The 16,685-nt window shown below is 68.5% G+C and carries 19 protein-coding genes; 13 read left to right on the top strand and 6 right to left on the bottom strand.

Features of this window, described 5'->3' with window-relative positions; all coding sequences use genetic code 11:
* Window positions 1-10 precede the first annotated feature (10 nt).
* A complete protein-coding gene (locus tag MX571_RS08080) occupies window positions 11-973 on the bottom strand; it encodes a phytoene/squalene synthase family protein (protein WP_247415305.1) in 963 nt (320 codons plus the stop codon).
* Window positions 974-1,228: 255 nt separating this feature from the next.
* Entirely contained in the window at window positions 1,229-2,620 is a 1,392-nt protein-coding gene (locus MX571_RS08075; RefSeq protein ID WP_247415302.1) for a phosphoribosylamine--glycine ligase, read from the bottom strand.
* A 51-nt stretch (window positions 2,621-2,671) separates the two neighbouring features.
* Between MX571_RS08075 and MX571_RS08070 the strand changes: the two genes are divergently transcribed.
* Window positions 2,672-3,070, top strand: coding sequence for a universal stress protein (locus MX571_RS08070; RefSeq protein WP_247415301.1), 399 nt, complete (start codon window positions 2,672-2,674; stop codon window positions 3,068-3,070).
* 40 nt (window positions 3,071-3,110) lie between these two features.
* A complete protein-coding gene (locus tag MX571_RS08065; protein ID WP_247415299.1) occupies window positions 3,111-3,374 on the top strand; it encodes a DUF7553 family protein in 264 nt (87 codons plus the stop codon).
* On the opposite strand, the gene MX571_RS08060 is transcribed toward MX571_RS08065, so the two are convergent.
* The gene (locus MX571_RS08060; RefSeq protein WP_247415297.1) at window positions 3,353-4,594 is read right to left on the bottom strand and encodes an ornithine cyclodeaminase, nickel-pincer nucleotide-dependent; all 1,242 of its coding nucleotides are present in this window, start codon (window positions 4,592-4,594) and stop codon (window positions 3,353-3,355) included. The two genes, MX571_RS08065 and MX571_RS08060, sit on opposite strands and share 22 nt — an antisense overlap.
* 103 nt (window positions 4,595-4,697) lie before the next feature.
* On the bottom strand, window positions 4,698-5,090 hold the full coding sequence (locus tag MX571_RS08055) for a hypothetical protein (RefSeq protein ID WP_247415296.1): 393 nt from the start codon (window positions 5,088-5,090) through the stop codon (window positions 4,698-4,700).
* A 170-nt stretch (window positions 5,091-5,260) separates the two neighbouring features.
* Between MX571_RS08055 and MX571_RS08050 the strand changes: the two genes are divergently transcribed.
* Window positions 5,261-5,752, top strand: coding sequence for an RDD family protein (locus tag MX571_RS08050; RefSeq protein WP_247415294.1), 492 nt, complete (start codon window positions 5,261-5,263; stop codon window positions 5,750-5,752).
* Between the two features lie 133 nt (window positions 5,753-5,885).
* Window positions 5,886-6,572: an SOS response-associated peptidase gene (locus tag MX571_RS08045; protein WP_247415293.1), complete on the top strand. Its 687-nt coding sequence runs from the start codon at window positions 5,886-5,888 to the stop codon at window positions 6,570-6,572.
* Window positions 6,573-6,703: 131 nt separating this feature from the next.
* Here MX571_RS08045 and MX571_RS08040 read toward each other — a convergent pair whose 3' ends face one another.
* Window positions 6,704-7,216 (bottom strand): gamma carbonic anhydrase family protein, encoded by a 513-nt coding sequence (locus tag MX571_RS08040; protein ID WP_247415292.1) that lies wholly within the window; start codon window positions 7,214-7,216, stop codon window positions 6,704-6,706.
* A gap of 81 nt (window positions 7,217-7,297) precedes the next feature.
* Here MX571_RS08040 and MX571_RS08035 point away from each other — a divergent pair, with 81 nt between their 5' ends.
* The 6 genes from MX571_RS08035 (at window position 7,298) to MX571_RS08010 (ending at window position 13,370) form a co-directional block, all read left to right on the top strand.
* Window positions 7,298-8,251: a D-2-hydroxyacid dehydrogenase gene (locus tag MX571_RS08035; RefSeq protein WP_247415290.1), complete on the top strand. Its 954-nt coding sequence runs from the start codon at window positions 7,298-7,300 to the stop codon at window positions 8,249-8,251.
* A gap of 180 nt (window positions 8,252-8,431) precedes the next feature.
* Window positions 8,432-9,148 (top strand): fumarylacetoacetate hydrolase family protein, encoded by a 717-nt coding sequence (locus tag MX571_RS08030; RefSeq protein ID WP_247415288.1) that lies wholly within the window; start codon window positions 8,432-8,434, stop codon window positions 9,146-9,148.
* Between the two features lie 86 nt (window positions 9,149-9,234).
* The gene (locus MX571_RS08025; protein ID WP_379751941.1) at window positions 9,235-10,578 is read left to right on the top strand and encodes a metallophosphoesterase; all 1,344 of its coding nucleotides are present in this window, start codon (window positions 9,235-9,237) and stop codon (window positions 10,576-10,578) included.
* A gap of 57 nt (window positions 10,579-10,635) precedes the next feature.
* Window positions 10,636-11,835, top strand: coding sequence for a M24 family metallopeptidase (locus MX571_RS08020; RefSeq protein WP_247415285.1), 1,200 nt, complete (start codon window positions 10,636-10,638; stop codon window positions 11,833-11,835).
* A gap of 31 nt (window positions 11,836-11,866) precedes the next feature.
* On the top strand, window positions 11,867-12,517 hold the full coding sequence (locus tag MX571_RS08015; protein ID WP_247415284.1) for an HAD family hydrolase: 651 nt from the start codon (window positions 11,867-11,869) through the stop codon (window positions 12,515-12,517).
* A gap of 46 nt (window positions 12,518-12,563) precedes the next feature.
* Window positions 12,564-13,370: a phosphorylase family protein gene (locus MX571_RS08010; RefSeq protein ID WP_247415282.1), complete on the top strand. Its 807-nt coding sequence runs from the start codon at window positions 12,564-12,566 to the stop codon at window positions 13,368-13,370.
* Between the two features lie 222 nt (window positions 13,371-13,592).
* Here the strand turns inward: MX571_RS08010 and MX571_RS08005 are convergent, their stop codons facing one another.
* Window positions 13,593-13,883: a hypothetical protein gene (locus MX571_RS08005; protein WP_247415281.1), complete on the bottom strand. Its 291-nt coding sequence runs from the start codon at window positions 13,881-13,883 to the stop codon at window positions 13,593-13,595.
* Between the two features lie 438 nt (window positions 13,884-14,321).
* Between MX571_RS08005 and MX571_RS08000 the strand changes: the two genes are divergently transcribed.
* From MX571_RS08000 to MX571_RS07990, 3 genes are all read left to right on the top strand, one after another.
* A complete protein-coding gene (locus MX571_RS08000; protein ID WP_247415279.1) occupies window positions 14,322-15,515 on the top strand; it encodes a redox-regulated ATPase YchF in 1,194 nt (397 codons plus the stop codon).
* Between the two features lie 113 nt (window positions 15,516-15,628).
* The gene (locus MX571_RS07995; RefSeq protein WP_247415278.1) at window positions 15,629-15,985 is read left to right on the top strand and encodes a DUF5789 family protein; all 357 of its coding nucleotides are present in this window, start codon (window positions 15,629-15,631) and stop codon (window positions 15,983-15,985) included.
* 195 nt (window positions 15,986-16,180) lie between these two features.
* Window positions 16,181-16,621 (top strand): hypothetical protein, encoded by a 441-nt coding sequence (locus MX571_RS07990; RefSeq protein WP_247415277.1) that lies wholly within the window; start codon window positions 16,181-16,183, stop codon window positions 16,619-16,621.
* Window positions 16,622-16,685: the final 64 nt, after the last annotated feature.

Raw genomic sequence — 16,685 nt, 5'->3', positions numbered from 1 at the left:
AAAACGCTGCTTACTGGACCGGGTGGGGGCCGCCGGCCTCGTGGCCCGACCGGCGCTCGTCGGTCATCGGGACGGCGCTGACGCGCGCGAACACCGCTTCCGGGTCCTTCGAGAACGCCCAGTAGGCGCGTGTACGGACGACGAGCGAGAGCTTCCGGCGCGTGCTCAACTGCGGCGTCGTCGAGAGCACGTCGTAGTCGTGGTGGCGGATGGCCCGGTGGTGGTCCGCGTAGAGGACGGCGGCGAGGAGGACGGCGAACTGGCAGTCCTCCGGGAGGTACTTGATGCCCGCGACGCCCTCGCGGTAGAGCGCCTCGGCGCGGCGGAGCTCCTCCTCGACGACCGCCCGGACGTCGTCGTCGAACTCGGCGTTCGCGATCTGCTCGTCGGTGACGTCGTGGCGGTCGAGCGTCGTCTGCGGGAGGTAGATGCGGCCCCGGTCGCGGATGTCCTCTCGCACGTCCCGCACGAAGTTGGTCAACTGGAACGCCTCGCCGAGGGCGCTCGCCCGTGGTCGAGCACGTTCCTCGTCCTCCGGGTCGGGGTCCATGAGCGTCGTCATCATCTGTCCGACGGCGGCCGCCGACCCGCGCATGTACGACTCCAGTTCCCCGTAGTCGGCGTAGCGCGTCTTCTCGACGTCGGTGAGCATGGCGTCGACGAAGGTGTTCACCTCCTCGTCGCTGATGCCCGTTTCCTCGCGGAGGTCGCAGAACGCCGCGAGCACGGGGTCGTCGGTCTCCTCGTGGCCGAGCGCAGCCGCCCGGATGGCTTCGAGGCGCTCTCGTTGCTCGTCTGGAGTCAGAGCGTTGTCCTCGTCGTCCACCACCTCGTCGGCAATGCGGAAGAACGCGTAGAGGACGTAGGTCGACCGTCGGACCCGTTCTGGCAGGACCCTCGTCGCGAAGTAGAAGGTCTTCCCAGTCCGCCGGTGAATCGACTTGCTCTGGGCTAGCTGCGATTTGTTGACCATGGGGCCTCGTAGGATGTAAACTAGGGCCGGGACCGGCTTATGCCTTTGTGCGCCGGAGACGGATTACGAACCGGGGTGCGTTGCTGTCGGCGAGTTTCAGAATCCGACTGACAGAACGGTCCGGTCGGCCGTTCTCGCCCGGTCGAGTGGCTCACCGCAACACATCACCCGACACGGCGTCGACGACGTGCCAGAGCGACAGCACGACGACGACCGAACCCGCCGCGAGGCTCGCGACTCGCTACGTCACTGGGCCTACCGCAGATACCCCCACGCCGCGAGTCGGTCCCCGTCTCCCGCGCGCTCGGTGTTGAGCGCTCGCGGCGTTCCGCCACCGTCGAACCAGCGGTCGCCGATGTCGTCGCGGAAGTACATCGACGGGAGCACCACCTTCGAGACGCGTTCGTACGCCTCGCGCTGTGCGGCCCGCATCGTCTCGCCACAGCCGGCGACGGTGAGCACCACGCCGGACGTCCCCTCGACGCGCCACTGCCCACGCTCGCCGGGGGCCGTCGGCGTCCCGTCCGGGCGGACGCGCTTCACGTCCTCAACGTGCAGGCCGTCGGGGCGGGCGTCGATGCTCGTCGCGTCGGCGGTGCCCGCCGACCGGCCGCCCTCCCAGGTGATGGCGGCGTCGTAGGACGTCTCGCGGAACGTCGTCTCGTCGTCGAACGGGAACGGCGGGACGCAGACCCGGACGCCGACCTGGTAGCCCGATTCGACCGTCAGGTGGGGCGCGTCACCCGTCGCGAGGCCGTAGAAGAACTCGCCGAGGGGCGTCTCCATCGACTCCGCCTGGACGAAGATGGTCGGGTAACCGAAGCGGGGCGTGAACTCCAGCGGGTAGATGTCGTCGGGCGTGGCGATGCAGTTCAGGTCGATGCTACCCACGTAGCCCTCGTCGGCGAGCAGGTCCGCACAGCGCCCGAGCGTCCGGTCGAACAGTTCGACGCGCTCGGTCCAGAACGCGCTCGTCCCCATCTCGCCCGTCGAGGGGCCGACGTTGCCAGGGAACAGCTTCTTGTGCTCGAAGTTGACGCAGACCGGTTCGACGAACCGCTCGCCGTCGAAGAACGCGCTGACGGCCACCTCGACGCCCGTCGCCCGGCGCTGAAGCTGGAACCCTCGAATCCGGTCGCCCCACGCCGTCTCGTAGGCGTCGAGGACGTCCAGCACGTCGCTACCGTCCTCCTCGCGGCCGACGTAGACGAGGCGTTTCACGTTCTGGACCTCGCCAGACGGTTTGACGACGTACGGCGCGGGCGTCTCGCGGACCCAGTCGCGGGCCGCCTCGAACGACGTGAACTCGCGGTGTGGGAGCACGTCCGCGCCCGCCTCGGCGAGCACCTCCTGTGCGAACCCGCGGTCGTCCTCCAGCCGGTCGGTCAGTTCGGTCCCGCCGACGACGGGGACGCCGTCGCCGCGGAGTCGTTCGGCCTCCGCGCCGAACCCCCAGACGTCGTCGAAGACGACGAGGTCGGCCCACGACTCGTGGTCGTGCCAGTCCTCGACCTTCTCGACGAACCCGTCGGCGATTCGGGCCTCGCTCTCGCTCTCGATGCAGTACCGGACGTCGTGACCCTCGCGCTGGACCCGCCACGCGACGTCTCCGACCAGTCCGTCCTTCGAGGCGAACAGTACGTTCATACCCCGGCGTTGGCGGGGACGTTTATGACCATAGGGGATGTTGTGGGGAGTATGACAACGTTCGTCGTCGCGACGAAGAGCGTCGAAACGAGCGAACCGATCAACGAGTACCTCCGCGGTCGCCTGACCGACGGTGACGAGGTGTACGTCGTCAACTCCCAGGAAGGCGGGGACGACTCGGACGCCGACGAGATTCGGAGCGGGACCGACGCGCTCGACGTCCTGACCGAGGGCATCGACGTTCCGGTCGAGACCCACCAGTTCGTCCGCGGCAACAGCCCCGCCGAGGACATCCTCGCGGCGGCCGACGAGTACGACGCCGACGAGATCTGCATCGCCGTCCGGAAACGCAACCCGACCGGGAAGATCGTGTTCGGGTCGGTCGCCCAGGACGTCCTGCTCTCGACCGACCGGCCGGTCGTCGCCGTCCCCCTCGACACCGAGCGGTAAGCACCGCCTACCTAACTCGGTGGCAAATTTTGTGACGGACATGGAGGACACCCGTCACTATCTGCGGCAGGCGAGCGAGCAACTGGACACGAGCGCCGACGTCGTCCGCGACGTGGGCACGCGGTCGACGCTCTCGTTCCTCGCGAGCGAACTCGCCGACGTGGCCAGAGACGGGGGACAGACCGACGTGGAGCGGTTCCGGCGGACGCTCGGGACACTGGAGCGCAGGCTCTCGGGGTCGGCCGTGGCGTCGGTGCGGCAGGCCCAGCGGAGCCTCGACCGCTACGAGCGCGTCAGCACGTAGTCGGCAAGCGTCGGCAGGAACGTCCCGACGTCCGTCACCATCCCGACCGCCTGCGCGCTCCCGCGGTCGAGCAGTTGCGTCACCGTCGCGGGGTTGATGTCGACGCAGACGACGCGCGTCGTCGATGGGAGGCAGTTGCCGACCGCGACGGAGTGCAGCAGCGTCGAGAGCATCATCACCATGTCCGCCTCGTGGGCCTGCTCGCGGAGCGCGTTCTGCGCCTCGATGGCGTCCGTGATGGTGTCGGGCAGCGGCCCGTCGTCCCGGATGGACCCGGCGAGGACGTAGTCCACGTCGTTCTCGACGCACTCGTACATGACGCCCGACCCGACGAGACCCTCGTCGACGGCCGCGCGGATGCCGCCCGCCCGGATGACCTCGCTGATGGTGTAGATGTGGTGTTTGTGTCCCTTTCGCGGGTGGTCGAGCGTCTCCGTGTCCATCCCGAGCGAGGTGCCGTACCGGTCGCGTTCGATGTCGTGGACGGCGAAGCCGTTGCCCGCCGAGAGCATGTCGACGTACCCCTCGCGGACGAGTTCGGCCAGCGCCTCGCGCGCCCCGGTGTGGATGACGGCGGGGCCGGTGACGACCAGCACCTTCCCGCCCTCGTCCTTGACCTCCTGGAGTTCCGAGGCGATGCGCGCGATGGTCGACTCGGAGGGGCGTTCGGCGGAAACGCCACCCTGCATGAACCCGAAGGCCCGCCGTTCACGGGGGCGTTCGGGCGGATGGACGCGGATTCCCGTCTCGCCGGTGACGACGAGGTCGCCCGCCTCGACGGCGTTGAGCACCTTTGTCTCGGCCCAGGAGCCGTCGTTCGACGAATCGTCACCGGGGTGGACGACGACCGCACAGTCCATCTCGATGCGCTCGACGGCCAGCCACTCGCCCTCGAAGCGTATCTCGGTGGGGTGGTTGGTCGTCGAGTAGAACCCCTCGGGGACCTCCCGGTCGCCGGGAGCGGGGGTCAACTCGGCGTCCTTCGGGTCGGTGGGGTTCGCCCCGTGCTGGTGGAGTTCGTGGACGATGGAGCGGAGCGTCGCCTCTGAGTCCGCGGAGACGGTCATCCGACAGTACGACTCCTCGGTCTTCGAGCGCCCGACGCTGAACTCCTCGACGTCGAACGCCCCGCCGAGGTCCATCACGATACCGAAACAGGCCTGCATCATCCCGGAGTCGATGATGTGGCCCTCCAGTTCGACCACGCGAGAGACAGTCATACACGCGAGTCGACGCGGGGGGAGAAAGGGGTTGCTGGTCGCGGTTCTTCTCGCCACCCTGACCCTCCGCGCGGAGACCGTCGCCCGACGCGGCGACCGAGCCTCACTCCTCGGGACAGTCCTCCGCCCGGCAGTCGACCGTCCACTCGTGGTCCGTCGCGGCGACGAGGCGGTCGTACAGCGCCGCCAGTCCGGGCGGTTCGGTCGCCGGGAGGACGTGCAGTTCGACGGTGCCGTCGCGGACCGACACGCGGAACGTGTCGCCCGTCGCGTCGTCGTGGACGGTGTACAGCGGCATCGGGAGGTCGAACCAGTCGCCGTAGCGGTACGGCCCGTCGTCGAGGACGTCGAGCAGGAGGCCGTCGAGGACGTCGTCGGACACCTCGCGGCCGTCCGGGGAGAGGGCGAACACGACCGACCCCTCGTACTCGACGGTGGTCCGCGAGTAGTTGCGGGTGGGACGGGCCGGTAGCTCGAACGACGGGTCGTGTGACACGTGCCCTCGTTGCTCGTCATCCGGGATAAGTTCGCGGGCTGAACAGTCCCGACCCGCCGCCAGTGTCGGGGACGGGACGGGTGTCGACGCCGAGCCTCGACCGCCACGCGTCAGTCCCCCGTCTGACATCTCCCGAGCGTTTTTGGCCATCCACCTCTCCCGGACTGACCATGGAGGGGATCGAACGAGCGATACCGGACGTCAGAACCGACGCCGGGCTGCGGGACCGCGTCGTCGCGTTCTTCGTCGACGTGGCCCTCGTGACGCTGGCGGCCGTCGTCGTCGCGGTGGCGCTCTCGGTAGAGCAGATGAACGTCGCCCCGGCGGCCGTGTTCTGGGTCGTCGCGTGGTTCACGTACGTGGTCGCAGCACAGGGACGGTTCGGCCAGACCGTGGGGAAACACCTCGTCGGCGTCGTCGTGGCGACGACCGACGGCAGCGCGTGTAGCTACCGACGGGCCGCGCTCCGCGAACTGGTCCGTGTCGGTGACCTGCTGTCGCTCAACCTCGTCGGCTCGGTCGTCACGGTCGGCCGCCGCCGTCAGCGCCTCGGCGACCTCGTCGCCGGCACCGTCGTCGTCCCGGCGAAGCGGACCGGCGGACTACGAGGGGGAGCGCGGACGCCACGCGGTCGACGGGCGGACGGCGGACGGCGACTCTGACGAACGCCGGGCGAGCGCTCTCGGGGGGAACGGCTCACCGCGCCCGCCCGCGACCGACCGGACCACTCCTCGCCGGTGGTAGACTCGTCTCGGTGAGCGAACGCTCTTGTCCGTCTCGCCCCTCTGAGCACACATGTGTGGTCGCTACAGCCTCTTCGTCGCCCCCGACGACCTCGAAGACCGGTTCGGCGCGAACCTGACGTTCGAGTACCGCCCCCGGTACAACGCCGCCCCCAGCCAGTCGCTCCCGGTCGTCCGGGACGTCTCGGCCGACCAGATCACCGAGTCGCGCTGGGGCCTGCTCCCGCCGTGGGCAGACGACGAGAACGACGGCATCATCAACGCCCGCGCGGAGACGCTCGCCGAGAAGCCGGCGTTCCGCGACGCCTACCGCGAGCGTCGCTGTCTCGTCCCCGCCGACGGGTTCTACGAGTGGAAACAGGGAGCGAACGGGAAGCAGCCCTACCGTATCACCCGCCGCGACGGCGAGGCGTTCGCGCTCGCCGGTCTGTACCAGGAGTGGACGCCGAAACAGCAACAGACCGGCCTGGACGAGTTCGCGAGCGGGAGCCCCGACGGCGAGGCCGACCCCATCGAGACGTTCACCGTCGTCACCCGCGAGCCGACGCCGTTCATGGCCGACTACCACCACCGGATGGCGCTCGTCCTCGACCGCGACGACGAGACTGCGTGGCTCGACGGCGCGAGCGTCGACGAGGTGTCGGTCCCCGACGACGACGCGTTCCGGGCGTACCCGGTGTCGACGGCGGTGAACGACCCCTCGAACGACTCGCCGGAAGTCGTCGAGGAGCTGGGCTGAGTCGCCGAGTCACTGGCTCGACCTCGCTCCCCTCACTCGAACAGCGTGAATCGAGAATTCACTGGCTCGACCTCGCTCCGCTCACTCGAACTCGATCGCAACGAGTTGCTCCCCGCTCGATTGCGCTTCGTTCAATCGAACAGTTCGGTATGGCGGTCGGCGAGGTCCGCGTACCCGCCCGAGGAGTAGTCCTCGAACACCGCTTCCGGGTCGACGCCCGACTCGGAGAGCGGGACGTAGCTCGCGGGCGTGCCGAACGCGAACGACCCAGGGGGTATCTCGGTACCGGGCAGGACGACCGTCCCCATCGCGACGATGCTGTCCGCGCCGACGGTCGCCTCCGAGACGGCGGCGTTGAACCCGACGAGCGCCCCGTCGTCGACGGTCGACTCGTTCAGCACCGCGCCGTGACCGACCATCACTCGCTCGCCGAGCGTCGAGGCGTGGAGCGTCGCGTTGTCGCCGACGTGCGATTCGCGCCCGACGACGACCGGCCCGACGTCACCCCGGAGGACGACCCCCGGCCAGACGCTCGCGTGCGCGCCGACGCGCACGTCGCCGACGAGCGTCGACTCCCGACTGACGTGGGCCGTGTCGTCGACGGTCGGCCGCTTCCCACCGAACGGGTAGTGTCGGCTGTCCATACTGTGTGACTAGCTCCCACAGTCAAAGCGTTGGCGGCCCCTATCCCGAGTACTCTTGGTGGGGGACCGCGACCCGACGCTATGAATCGGCTCTTGCTCACACACACCGTCTCGCGGTCCGCGGCTGACGAACTCCGCGAGGCGCTCGCCGAGGCGTTGCCCGCCGTGACGGTCGAGCACCCACGTACCGAAGACGCGTTCCGCGAGTCGCTACGCGACGCCGAAGCCGTGGTCTCCGCCCGGTTCCCCGAGGAGCTGCTGGACGACGCTCCCGAGCTGGAGTGGGTACAGGCGCTCTCGGCCGGCGTCGACAGCTACCCCCGCGACGCGCTGGCGGAGCGGGACGTGGCGCTGACGACGCTATCGGGCGTCCACTCCGAACCCGTCGCAGAGCAGGTCGTCGGCTACCTGCTGGCGTTCGAACGCGGCCTGCTCACCGGGATGCACCAGCAACACCGCACCGTCTGGGAGCGCTACTCGGGCGGCGAACTGATGAAGAAGACCCTCGGCATCGTCGGCCTCGGTGCCATCGGGACGCGCGTCACCGAACTCGCGGACGCGTTCGAGATGAACCTGCTCGGCGTCAAGCGCGACCCGTCGACGAACCACGGCGTCGTCGACGAGTGCTTCGGCCCCGACGGACTGGCCGAGGTCTGCGAGCGCTCGGACTACCTCCTGCTCGCCTGCCCGCTCACCGACGAGACACGGGGGCTGGTCGGCCGCGAGGAGCTCCGACTGCTCGGCGAGGACGGCGTGCTCGTCAACGTCGCCCGCGGGGAGGTGGTCGACCAGGACGCGCTGGTCAGCGCGCTCCAGTACCACGTCGTCGGCGGCGCTGCGCTCGACGTGTTCGCCACCGAACCGCTGCCCGCCGACTCGCCGCTGTGGGACCTGTCGAACGTCATCCTGACGCCGCACATGGCGGGGTCGTCGCCGAAGTACATGGAGCGCGCCGCCACCATCGTCGCCGCGAACTACCGCACACTGTACGAGAACGGCGGCACGAAGGCCCACCTCCGGAACCTCGCCAACTGAGGGCTGTCGCGGACGGGCGCGGCCCGTTCCTTGCGACGGGCCCCGCGCTCGCTCACGGCGTGCTGCTCGCGGTTCACTTCGTTCACCGCTCGCCGTTCCGCGGTTCTCACGCGCTCGCTTCGCTCGCTCGCTCCGAACCGCGTACACAACACCTACCACACACCCACGAGAGACCCGACCATGGCGAAACTCGCCCGCATCTCGACGGACGACGGCGTCCGGACGGGGCGCTACGAGGACGGCGGCGTTACGACCGACGACGGCGACCGGTACGAGGAGTCGGAGTACGACCTGCTCGCACCCTGTGAACCGACGGCCTGCTACTGCGTCGGGCGGAACTTCGGCGAGAAGGTCGAGCAGATGGGCTACGACACGCCCGACGAACCGGACTTCTTCATCAAGCCGCCGGTGTCGGTGCTCGCCCCCGGTGCGCCCATCGAGTACCCGAAGTTCACCGACGAGTTCACCTACGCCGGCGAACTCGCCGCCGTCATCGACGAGGAGTGCCACGAACTCGACGAGCGTGAGGTCGACGACGTGCTCCGCGGGTACACCGTCATGAACGACCTCGACTGTCTCGACCAGGTGGGCCGCACCGCCCGGAAGGCGTTCGACGGGTCCGCGCCGCTCGGCCCGTACGTCGAGACGGACGCCGACGTGAGCGACATGGCGATGGAGACGTACGTCGCGGGCGAGCAGCGACAGGAGGCGACCACCGCACAGATGTTCTTCACGCCGCAGGAACTCGTCGCCCACCTCTCCCAGCGGTTCACGTTCAAACCCGGCGACGTGGTCTCGTTCGGCAGTCCCGCGAACCCCGGTCTGCTCGAACCGGGCGACGAGGTCGAGATCACCTACGAGGGCGTGGGGACGCTCCGGAACACCGTCGTCGAGTAGTCACGCGGGACGGTGAGTCACGGTTCGGTGGCTCCCGCGCGAGATTGATGCTCCGGGCGCGCCAACCCCTCTGGCAGTCAGAAGGGATGGCGACCGACTACTACCTCGTCAGCGACCTGCACATCGGCGGCGACGAGCAGTTGCGCCACTGCGAGTTCGAGTCGGAGTTCGTCGCCTTCCTCCGGGGCCTCGAAGCGAGCGCCGCGGCGGCCCCCGCGGACGAGACGACGGAACTCGTCGTCCTCGGGGACGCGTTCGGTCTCTGGGAGTTCACGGAGGTCGACGGACTCGCGAAGTTCGACGTGCTGGTGGAGTCGTACCCGGAGCTCTTCGACCAGTTGCGGACGACCGGCGAGCGCATCGAGGTGACGTTCATCCCCGGTAACCACGACTACGAACTGGCCTGCGACCCGGCGTGGGTGGACCGTCTCGCGGCGTACAACGTCACGCTCGAACAGGAACTCCACCTGGTGCGTGACCTCGACGGCCGACAGATCTGGATCGAACACGGGATGCAACAGGACCCGAACAACCACATCCCGGACTTCGGCAACCCGTACGCGAACCCGGCGGGCTACTTCGTCAACCGGCACGTCACGAGCACCGCCGGTCGACTGTCGGACCGGGGGCGGTACAACTGGCTGAAGGACATCCAGTCGGTCCAGCCGATGACCGAGATTCCCCGGTGGATGGCGTCGAACTACTACTACCGGGAGATGAGTCCGTTGCTCCGCTACGCCTCGGTGCCGTTCCTGGTGACGTTCTACGTCAGTCTGCTCGTGCTGGCCTCGGACGTCGCCGCCACGGTCACGGGCATCCGCGCGCTCGAACTGGAGACGTACCTCACCGCGCTCGGTGTCGTCGGCGACGCGGTGAACGTCGTCATCGGCATCAACATCCTGTTCGTGCTGCTGTCGCTCGTGTTCGCCGTCCCCCTGTTCTTCTTCGCGCGGGACGCTCGGAGGACGCTCAGACGGTTCCGGTTCATCCCCGACGAGGACGAGGAGCTCGACGAGGAGGAGGGTCCCGACGAACGGTACCTCGACGCCGCCCGCGAGGTGTTCGCCGAGCACCCGCGGGTCGTCGCGTTCGTCTACGGCCACACCCACCGCGCGTCGCTGACCGAACTCGACGGCCGATACGTGCTGAACACGGGAACGTGGCTGAAGATACTCCAGCGCGTGCGGACGCCGTTCACCTTCCTCCCTCGCGTGTATCGACCGCGGTTCCGGCTGAACTACTTCCACCTCCACGAGACCGACGGCGAGTTCGCCGTCGACTACCACGTCGTCCCGAAGGCGAACCCGAAGGAACTCTCCTGGCTCGAGCGACTGTTCTCGGTCGGTGCGAAGTCCCCCGAACCGATTCCCGAGCGGACGGTCGTCGACCGGTCGGTCGGTGCCGAGTCGGCGACCGCGGAGGCGGACTGACTGCCGGGAACGACCGTCCGCGGGAACGCTTTTGTCGGGGGCGCGGGTCGCTCCCTCATGGCAACACGGCTCCCCGAATCGGCGTACGACGACCGTCTCGCGGCCGTCCGCGAGCGCATCGCGGCGAGCGACGCGGACGCGGGCGTCTGGTTCGGCGCGACGAGCATCGAGTACCTCACCGGGTTCGCGCACATCCAGACCGAGCGACCGGTCGTCCTCGGCGTCACGCCCGAGCGTTGCGAACTGACCGTCCCGCGACTGGAGGTCGACCGCGTGCAGGACAACCCGCGCGTCGACGCGGTCCACCACTACTTCGACTACCCCGGCGGGCGACCCGTCGAGGCGGCCGCGTCGATGGTCCGCGAGATGGGCGCGGAATCCGTCCTCGCAGACGCCGACGGCGCGCCGGGGACGATGGGCTACACCGGCCCGCCGCTGAGCGAGTTCCTCGACGTCGAGACGCAGTCGTGGGTCCCGCGGATGCGCTGGGCGAAAACGGACGACGAGGTGGCGCTGGTTCGCGAGTCGGCGAAGTGGGCGAACCTCGGCCATCGCTACCTCGCGGACCTCGCCGAACCGGGCGCGCACCCGGCGACGGTGAGCCAGCGGGCGTCGACGGACGCCTCGCGGGCGATGCTCGACACGCTGGGGAGTCGCTACGTCGAGCGCGTTCGGGGTGACGGGCCGGTGACGGCGGGATTCATCAGTGCCCACGAGACCCGCCTCCCGCACGGCCACACGCCCAACCAGCGACTCCGGGAGGGCGACGTGCTCGTCACGGGCGCGTCGGCGAACGTCGACGGCTACCACTCCGAACTCGAACGGACGATGTTCGTCGGCGAACCGACCGACGAGCAGGTCCACTACTTCGGCGTGATGCTCGAAGCGCAGACCATCGCCATTGAGGCCCTCGGCCCCGACGTCCTCCTCGCGGACGTGGACCGGGCGGTGTCGGACTACTTCGAGGAACAGGGCGTCGCCGACCTCGCACAGCACCACGTCGGGCACAACATCGGGATGGACGGCCACGAACCGCCGTACGTCGACCGTGGCTGGACCGCCCACTGCGAGTCCGAGTCGACCGAGTACGACGAGGCGGACGCCCGCATGGAGCCGGGGCACATCTACACCATCGAACCGGGCCTCTACACCGACGACGCGGGCTACCGCCACTCCGACACCGTCGTCGTCACCGAGGACGGCTCCGAGGTGCTGACGTACTTCCCGCGGGACCTCGAATCGAACGTCATCCGATAGGTTGACTGTCAGTCCACGGCGAGAGCCGGGCGTGACCTACGACGCGGTCGTCTTCGACAACGACGGGGTGCTCACCGAGATAACCGACTGGGACGTGCTCCGAGGGGCCGCCCGCGACGCCTTCTCGCACTTCGACGTCGACCCGAGCGACGACGACCTCTCGGCGGTGGCCTCGCGCGTCACCGTCGACGGACTGGAGGCGACGTGCGCACGTCACGGCCTCGACCCGGCCGACTTCTGGCACCGCCGGGACACGAACTACACGACCGTCCAGCAACGCGAGGTCCGCGAGGGACGCAAACCCATGTACGAGGACGCCGACGTGGTCCGCGACCTCGACGTGCCCCTGGGTATCGTCAGTTCGAACCAGCACGCGACCATCGAGTACATCCTCGACCACTACGACCTGCGCGAGGAGTTCGTCACCTACTACGGCCGTCAGCCGACCGTCGAGGACGTCCGGCGCAAGAAACCGGACCCACACTTCGTCGAGCGGGCGCTGGCCGACGTGGGGACGGAGAACGCCGTCTACGTCGGCGACAGCGAGACCGACGTCGAAGCGGCCCACGCCGCGGGCGTCGACTCGGTGTTCCTCCGCCGAGAGCACCGGTCCGACCTCACCCTCTCGGTCGACCCCACCTACGAGTTCGAGACGCTCCACCCGCTGACGGACCTCGTCTGAGCGGCGAGCCACGAACGGTTTTCTCGGTCCGTGCGCGACGACGAGTATGGCCCCTCTCTCGCTCCGCGTCGTCGTCCTCCCGGCCATCGGCCTCGAACTTCGCCCCTGGCTCGACGGGCTGGAGTTCACCGACGAGCGCACGCTCCCCGGCCTGAGCGCTCCGCTCCGCGTCACCGACGACGGCGTCGGCGTCGTCCCGACCGGTATCGGGAAGGCCGACGCCGCGACGACGCTCACCGCGCTGTTCACCTCGCCACGCGTCGACTGCTCGGACGCGTTCGTCCTGACGGTCGGCATCGCCGGCGGGCCACCCGACAGCGGTCCGTTCGGGTCGGTGTGTGTCGGCGACTGCGTGGTCGACTGGGACAAGAAACACCGGGTCAGCGACGACGACCAGCCCATCGACCTGCTGTACTGGCGCGAGCGCGACTACGTCTACGACCTCGACCCGACGCTCGCCGACCTCGCCGTCGACGTCGCCGAGGGGACCGACCTCCGGCCCGTCGCCGACGACCCGCCACGGGTCACGCGGGGGACGGTGGTCTCGGGCGACGAGTTCTGGCACGGGGACCGGCTCGCCGAACAGGCCGAGTGGCTGGTCGACGCCTACGACGCGGGCGAGTACCGCGTCACCGAGATGGAGGCCGCGGGGACGGCCGTCGCCGTGGACCGGTTCGACGCGCTCGACCGGTACACGGTGGTTCGAGGGGTGGCGAACTACGACCGGCCGCCCGTCGACCGGGCGGCCCTGGAGAACCTCGACCTCGAGACGGGCGACCACGCCAACCACGACGCGGCCGAGAACGCCTACCGCGTCGGGCGTGCGCTCGTCGAGCGACTGCTCGCGCGCTGAACGGTCCTGCTCGACGCCGCCCAACGAAGACTGGCGGTCGGTGGGAGTACACGGGAGTCGCATCGCTCGGCGGGTGAGAAGCGAGCGCGACCGGAACGGGGAATGACAGTAGCGGGTGCCCCGGTCGCGTGCGAGAGGGACTGTGTCACGACGCTGCCGACGACGAAGCGACGGCCGCCTCGCGCGTCGAACGCCTGCGGTGCAGTCGTGCGGTCGCTCGGTCTACCGGTTCGGTCGCGCCGCGAGTCGGACCTCGACCTGCGTGTCGAGACCGGGCAGGCGGAAGGCGGCCGTACGGCCGTCCATCCGTCGTGCGGCGGCGGGGACGGCGTACCGGGCGGCGAGCAGCAGCGCGAGCAGTGTCGCACCGACGAGCGCGGTGAGCGCGGGGAACTCCACCGCCAGGAGGGCGATGGGGACGACCGCGCTCAGCGCGAACGTCGTCAGGAGCGACGTCGTGTCGCAGGGCGTTCGAGGGTCGGTCCAGCCGTCGATGTGGAGTTGTCGTGACATGGTTGGGGGAGCCGTTCGGTGCCAACTTGGGCCGGGCCACCAGGAGCGACCCGACCACACTCTGTAGAACGAGCCCCAGGTACTAAAAACATTTCGTGTATGTGATAAGAATTGAGAAGTGTTGACACACGTGACGAGTGATTGCGATTCTCACGCCCTGAACCACCCTGTAAGAAGTACCATGCCAACGTGTCTATCTCAACAACGACCGTGACGTATTCCGACAGGTCTGATAATATCTGTCCGAAATGACTTGGAATGATTTCTTCTATATAGATTCTTCTGTAGTTATTTTGTGTGGCGAGTGTCCGACCGAGTCGGGCGGGCGTCGGCGACGACCATCTGGTGCGTCTCCACCAGAATAGAGCGCCGCGTTCACACGGACCGAAGCGAGTCGGAGTCGCAACCCCTTAGCACCCCGCTCGCCGAACCCGCCCAATGAGTTACAAGATCGGCCTCGTCGGCAAACCGTCGGTGGGGAAATCCTCCTTCTTCAACGCCGCGACGATGAACGACGTACCGGAGGGCGCGTACCCGTTCACGACCATCGACCCGAGCGTCGGCGAGGCGTACGTCCGCGTCGACTGCGCCGCCCCCGAGTTCGGCGAGACCTGCACGCCCGAGACGGGCTACTGCGACGACGGGACGCGGTTCGTCCCCGTCAAACTCGTCGACGTTGCGGGCCTGATTCCGGGTGCGCACGAGGGGAAGGGCCTCGGCAACCAGTTCCTCTCGGACCTCAACGAGGCCGACGTGCTCGTCCACGTCGTCGACTTCTCGGGGACGACCGACATCGAGGGCGAGGCGACGGAGGGCCACGACCCGCGCGTCGACATCGACTTCCTCGAAGAGGAGCTCGACCAGTGGTACCTCGGCATCCTGGAGAAGGCCGTCGACAAGTTCGAGAACGCGTACGCGGGCACGGAACCCGCCATCGAGGAGTACGTCGCCGACCAGATGAACGCGTTCGGGACGAACAAGGACCAGGTCAAACAGGTGATTCTCGCACTCGGCCTGGACCTCGACCCGGCGACCTGGGACGCCGACGACCGCCTCGCACTCGCCCGCGAGATGCGCATCCGGACGAAGCCGATGGTCGTTGCAGCGAACAAGATGGACACGCCCGCGGCGCAGGCGAACTTCGAGGAGATAACCAGCGACCCCGAGTACGAACACCTCGAAATCGTCCCCGCGAGCGCACACGCGGAGAAGGCGCTCAAGAGCGCCGACGACCAGGGCGTCGTCGACTACACGCCCGGCGAGGCCGACTTCGACATCCTCGCGGACTGCTCGATGGAGCAGAAACAGGGGCTCGAACAGATACGAGACTTCCTGGACGCGTTCGGTCAGACGGGCGTGCAGGCGGCGCTGGAGACGGCGCTGTTCGACGAGCTCGGCGTTAAGGCCATCTTCCCCGGCAGTTCGAACGGCGTCGTCACCGACGAGGGGAAGGTGCTCCGCGACTGCTTCCTTCTCCCCCCGGAGGCGACGACGGAGGACTTCGCGTACTTCCTGCACTCGGACATCGGCGAGGGCCTCCTCCACGGCGTCGACTGCCGCTCGAAACGGCAGATCGGCTCCGGCCACCACCTGAACCACCGCGACGTCGTCGAGATCGTCTCGACGAACTGACCACCTCGACTCGCCACGTCGCCCTCTTCGGACGGGACCGTCGGTGCTCCCCCTCAACACACCGCGTGCAGGCAGCCCACACGGCTTTCAGTCGCTGACCCGTAGCCGAGGGCATGTCCCGAGACGACGTTCAGGACCGGTCAGAGCAGCGCAAGCACGACCGCGCGGAGAGCGTCGAGCGCATCATGGAGGACGTCGAGCGCGACCTCGGCGAGCAGGAGTACCCCGTCCGCAACGAGGAGCTCGCCGAACAGTACGCCGACCAGCCACTCGACATGCCCAACGAGACGGAGTCGCTCGGCAGCGTCTTCGACCGCATGAGCCAGCGCGACGAGTACGATACGCCCGAGGAGGTCCGAGAGGCGCTGTACGGCGAACTCTCCGGCAGAACCGAGGGGAAGTCGGAGGCGAACGAGGAGCGGAACCTCGACGAGATAGCCGAGGACGTCGAGGAGACGGAGTCGCTGTAGCGACAGTCTCTGTAACAGCAGTCGGTGCCCCGAGAGTCACACACGCCCCGCGTTCGACGTCGAACGGCCGTCTGGCGGCGGGAGCGGAGCCCCCGACGCGGGCACAGTTCTGGAGGATGCTGACGCAAGCCGCGCCCCCATCCGTCGCGCGCTGGTCGTGTCCCGCATGGAACGACACAGCGAGGTGGACGTCCGATGAGCGAGGACGCAGCCGGCAGCCACGACTCCGGGTCCGACGACGCGCTCGACAGCCTCGACACGGGGCTCGACGCGCTGGCGCTCGTCGACGTCGTGCGAGAGCTGTTCGAGGCCGTCGACTTCGAGGCGCTCCAGAACGGGGTCGCCTACGAGGAGGCGGTCGACGAGGCGCAACTCCACGAGGCGCTCGGTGGCCCGGTCGGGAAGGTCGTCGCGCGACGACTGGCCGACCGCGTGGTCGGAGGCGGCGTTACGGGCCTCGTCGGCCGCGAGATAGCCGGACGCGTCGGCGCGTCGCTGGTCGAGTATCTGGTGGAGACGGTCGACCCGGAGACGATAGTGACGTCACTGCAGGAGTTGACGAACGAGCAGGCGGGGACGGTGGTAGACGAGGAACCGACGACCATCGACATCGACACCCCCGACGACGAGGAGTGAGTCCGGGAGCAGCCGGGTGACCGACCGAACCCGGTCGGTCGGCAGTCGACGGGATCGGAGTCAG

The organism is Halomarina salina (assembly GCF_023074835.1).
GTDB classification, from domain to species: Archaea; Halobacteriota; Halobacteria; order Halobacteriales; family Haloarculaceae; genus Halomarina; species Halomarina salina.
This window is presented reverse-complemented; position numbering and strand designations above follow the sequence as displayed.

What these genes read in the sequence shown, in the direction of transcription:
- MX571_RS08030 (WP_247415288.1), top strand. Translation starts at nt 8,432, where the DNA reads ATGGCGAAACTCGCCCGCATCTCGACGGACGACGGCGTCCGGACGGGG.
- MX571_RS07990 (WP_247415277.1), top strand. Translation starts at nt 16,181, where the DNA reads ATGAGCGAGGACGCAGCCGGCAGCCACGACTCCGGGTCCGACGACGCG.
- MX571_RS08075 (WP_247415302.1), bottom strand. Translation starts at nt 2,620, where the DNA reads ATGAACGTACTGTTCGCCTCGAAGGACGGACTGGTCGGAGACGTCGCG.
- MX571_RS08070 (WP_247415301.1), top strand. Translation starts at nt 2,672, where the DNA reads ATGACAACGTTCGTCGTCGCGACGAAGAGCGTCGAAACGAGCGAACCG.
- MX571_RS08020 (WP_247415285.1), top strand. Translation starts at nt 10,636, where the DNA reads ATGGCAACACGGCTCCCCGAATCGGCGTACGACGACCGTCTCGCGGCC.
- MX571_RS08025 (WP_379751941.1), top strand. Translation starts at nt 9,235, where the DNA reads ATGGCGACCGACTACTACCTCGTCAGCGACCTGCACATCGGCGGCGAC.
- MX571_RS08045 (WP_247415293.1), top strand. Translation starts at nt 5,886, where the DNA reads ATGTGTGGTCGCTACAGCCTCTTCGTCGCCCCCGACGACCTCGAAGAC.
- MX571_RS07995 (WP_247415278.1), top strand. Translation starts at nt 15,629, where the DNA reads ATGTCCCGAGACGACGTTCAGGACCGGTCAGAGCAGCGCAAGCACGAC.
- MX571_RS08060 (WP_247415297.1), bottom strand. Translation starts at nt 4,594, where the DNA reads ATGACTGTCTCTCGCGTGGTCGAACTGGAGGGCCACATCATCGACTCC.
- MX571_RS08050 (WP_247415294.1), top strand. Translation starts at nt 5,261, where the DNA reads ATGGAGGGGATCGAACGAGCGATACCGGACGTCAGAACCGACGCCGGG.
- MX571_RS08080 (WP_247415305.1), bottom strand. Translation starts at nt 973, where the DNA reads ATGGTCAACAAATCGCAGCTAGCCCAGAGCAAGTCGATTCACCGGCGG.
- MX571_RS08005 (WP_247415281.1), bottom strand. Translation starts at nt 13,883, where the DNA reads ATGTCACGACAACTCCACATCGACGGCTGGACCGACCCTCGAACGCCC.
- MX571_RS08000 (WP_247415279.1), top strand. Translation starts at nt 14,322, where the DNA reads ATGAGTTACAAGATCGGCCTCGTCGGCAAACCGTCGGTGGGGAAATCC.
- MX571_RS08040 (WP_247415292.1), bottom strand. Translation starts at nt 7,216, where the DNA reads ATGGACAGCCGACACTACCCGTTCGGTGGGAAGCGGCCGACCGTCGAC.
- MX571_RS08010 (WP_247415282.1), top strand. Translation starts at nt 12,564, where the DNA reads ATGGCCCCTCTCTCGCTCCGCGTCGTCGTCCTCCCGGCCATCGGCCTC.
- MX571_RS08065 (WP_247415299.1), top strand. Translation starts at nt 3,111, where the DNA reads ATGGAGGACACCCGTCACTATCTGCGGCAGGCGAGCGAGCAACTGGAC.
- MX571_RS08035 (WP_247415290.1), top strand. Translation starts at nt 7,298, where the DNA reads ATGAATCGGCTCTTGCTCACACACACCGTCTCGCGGTCCGCGGCTGAC.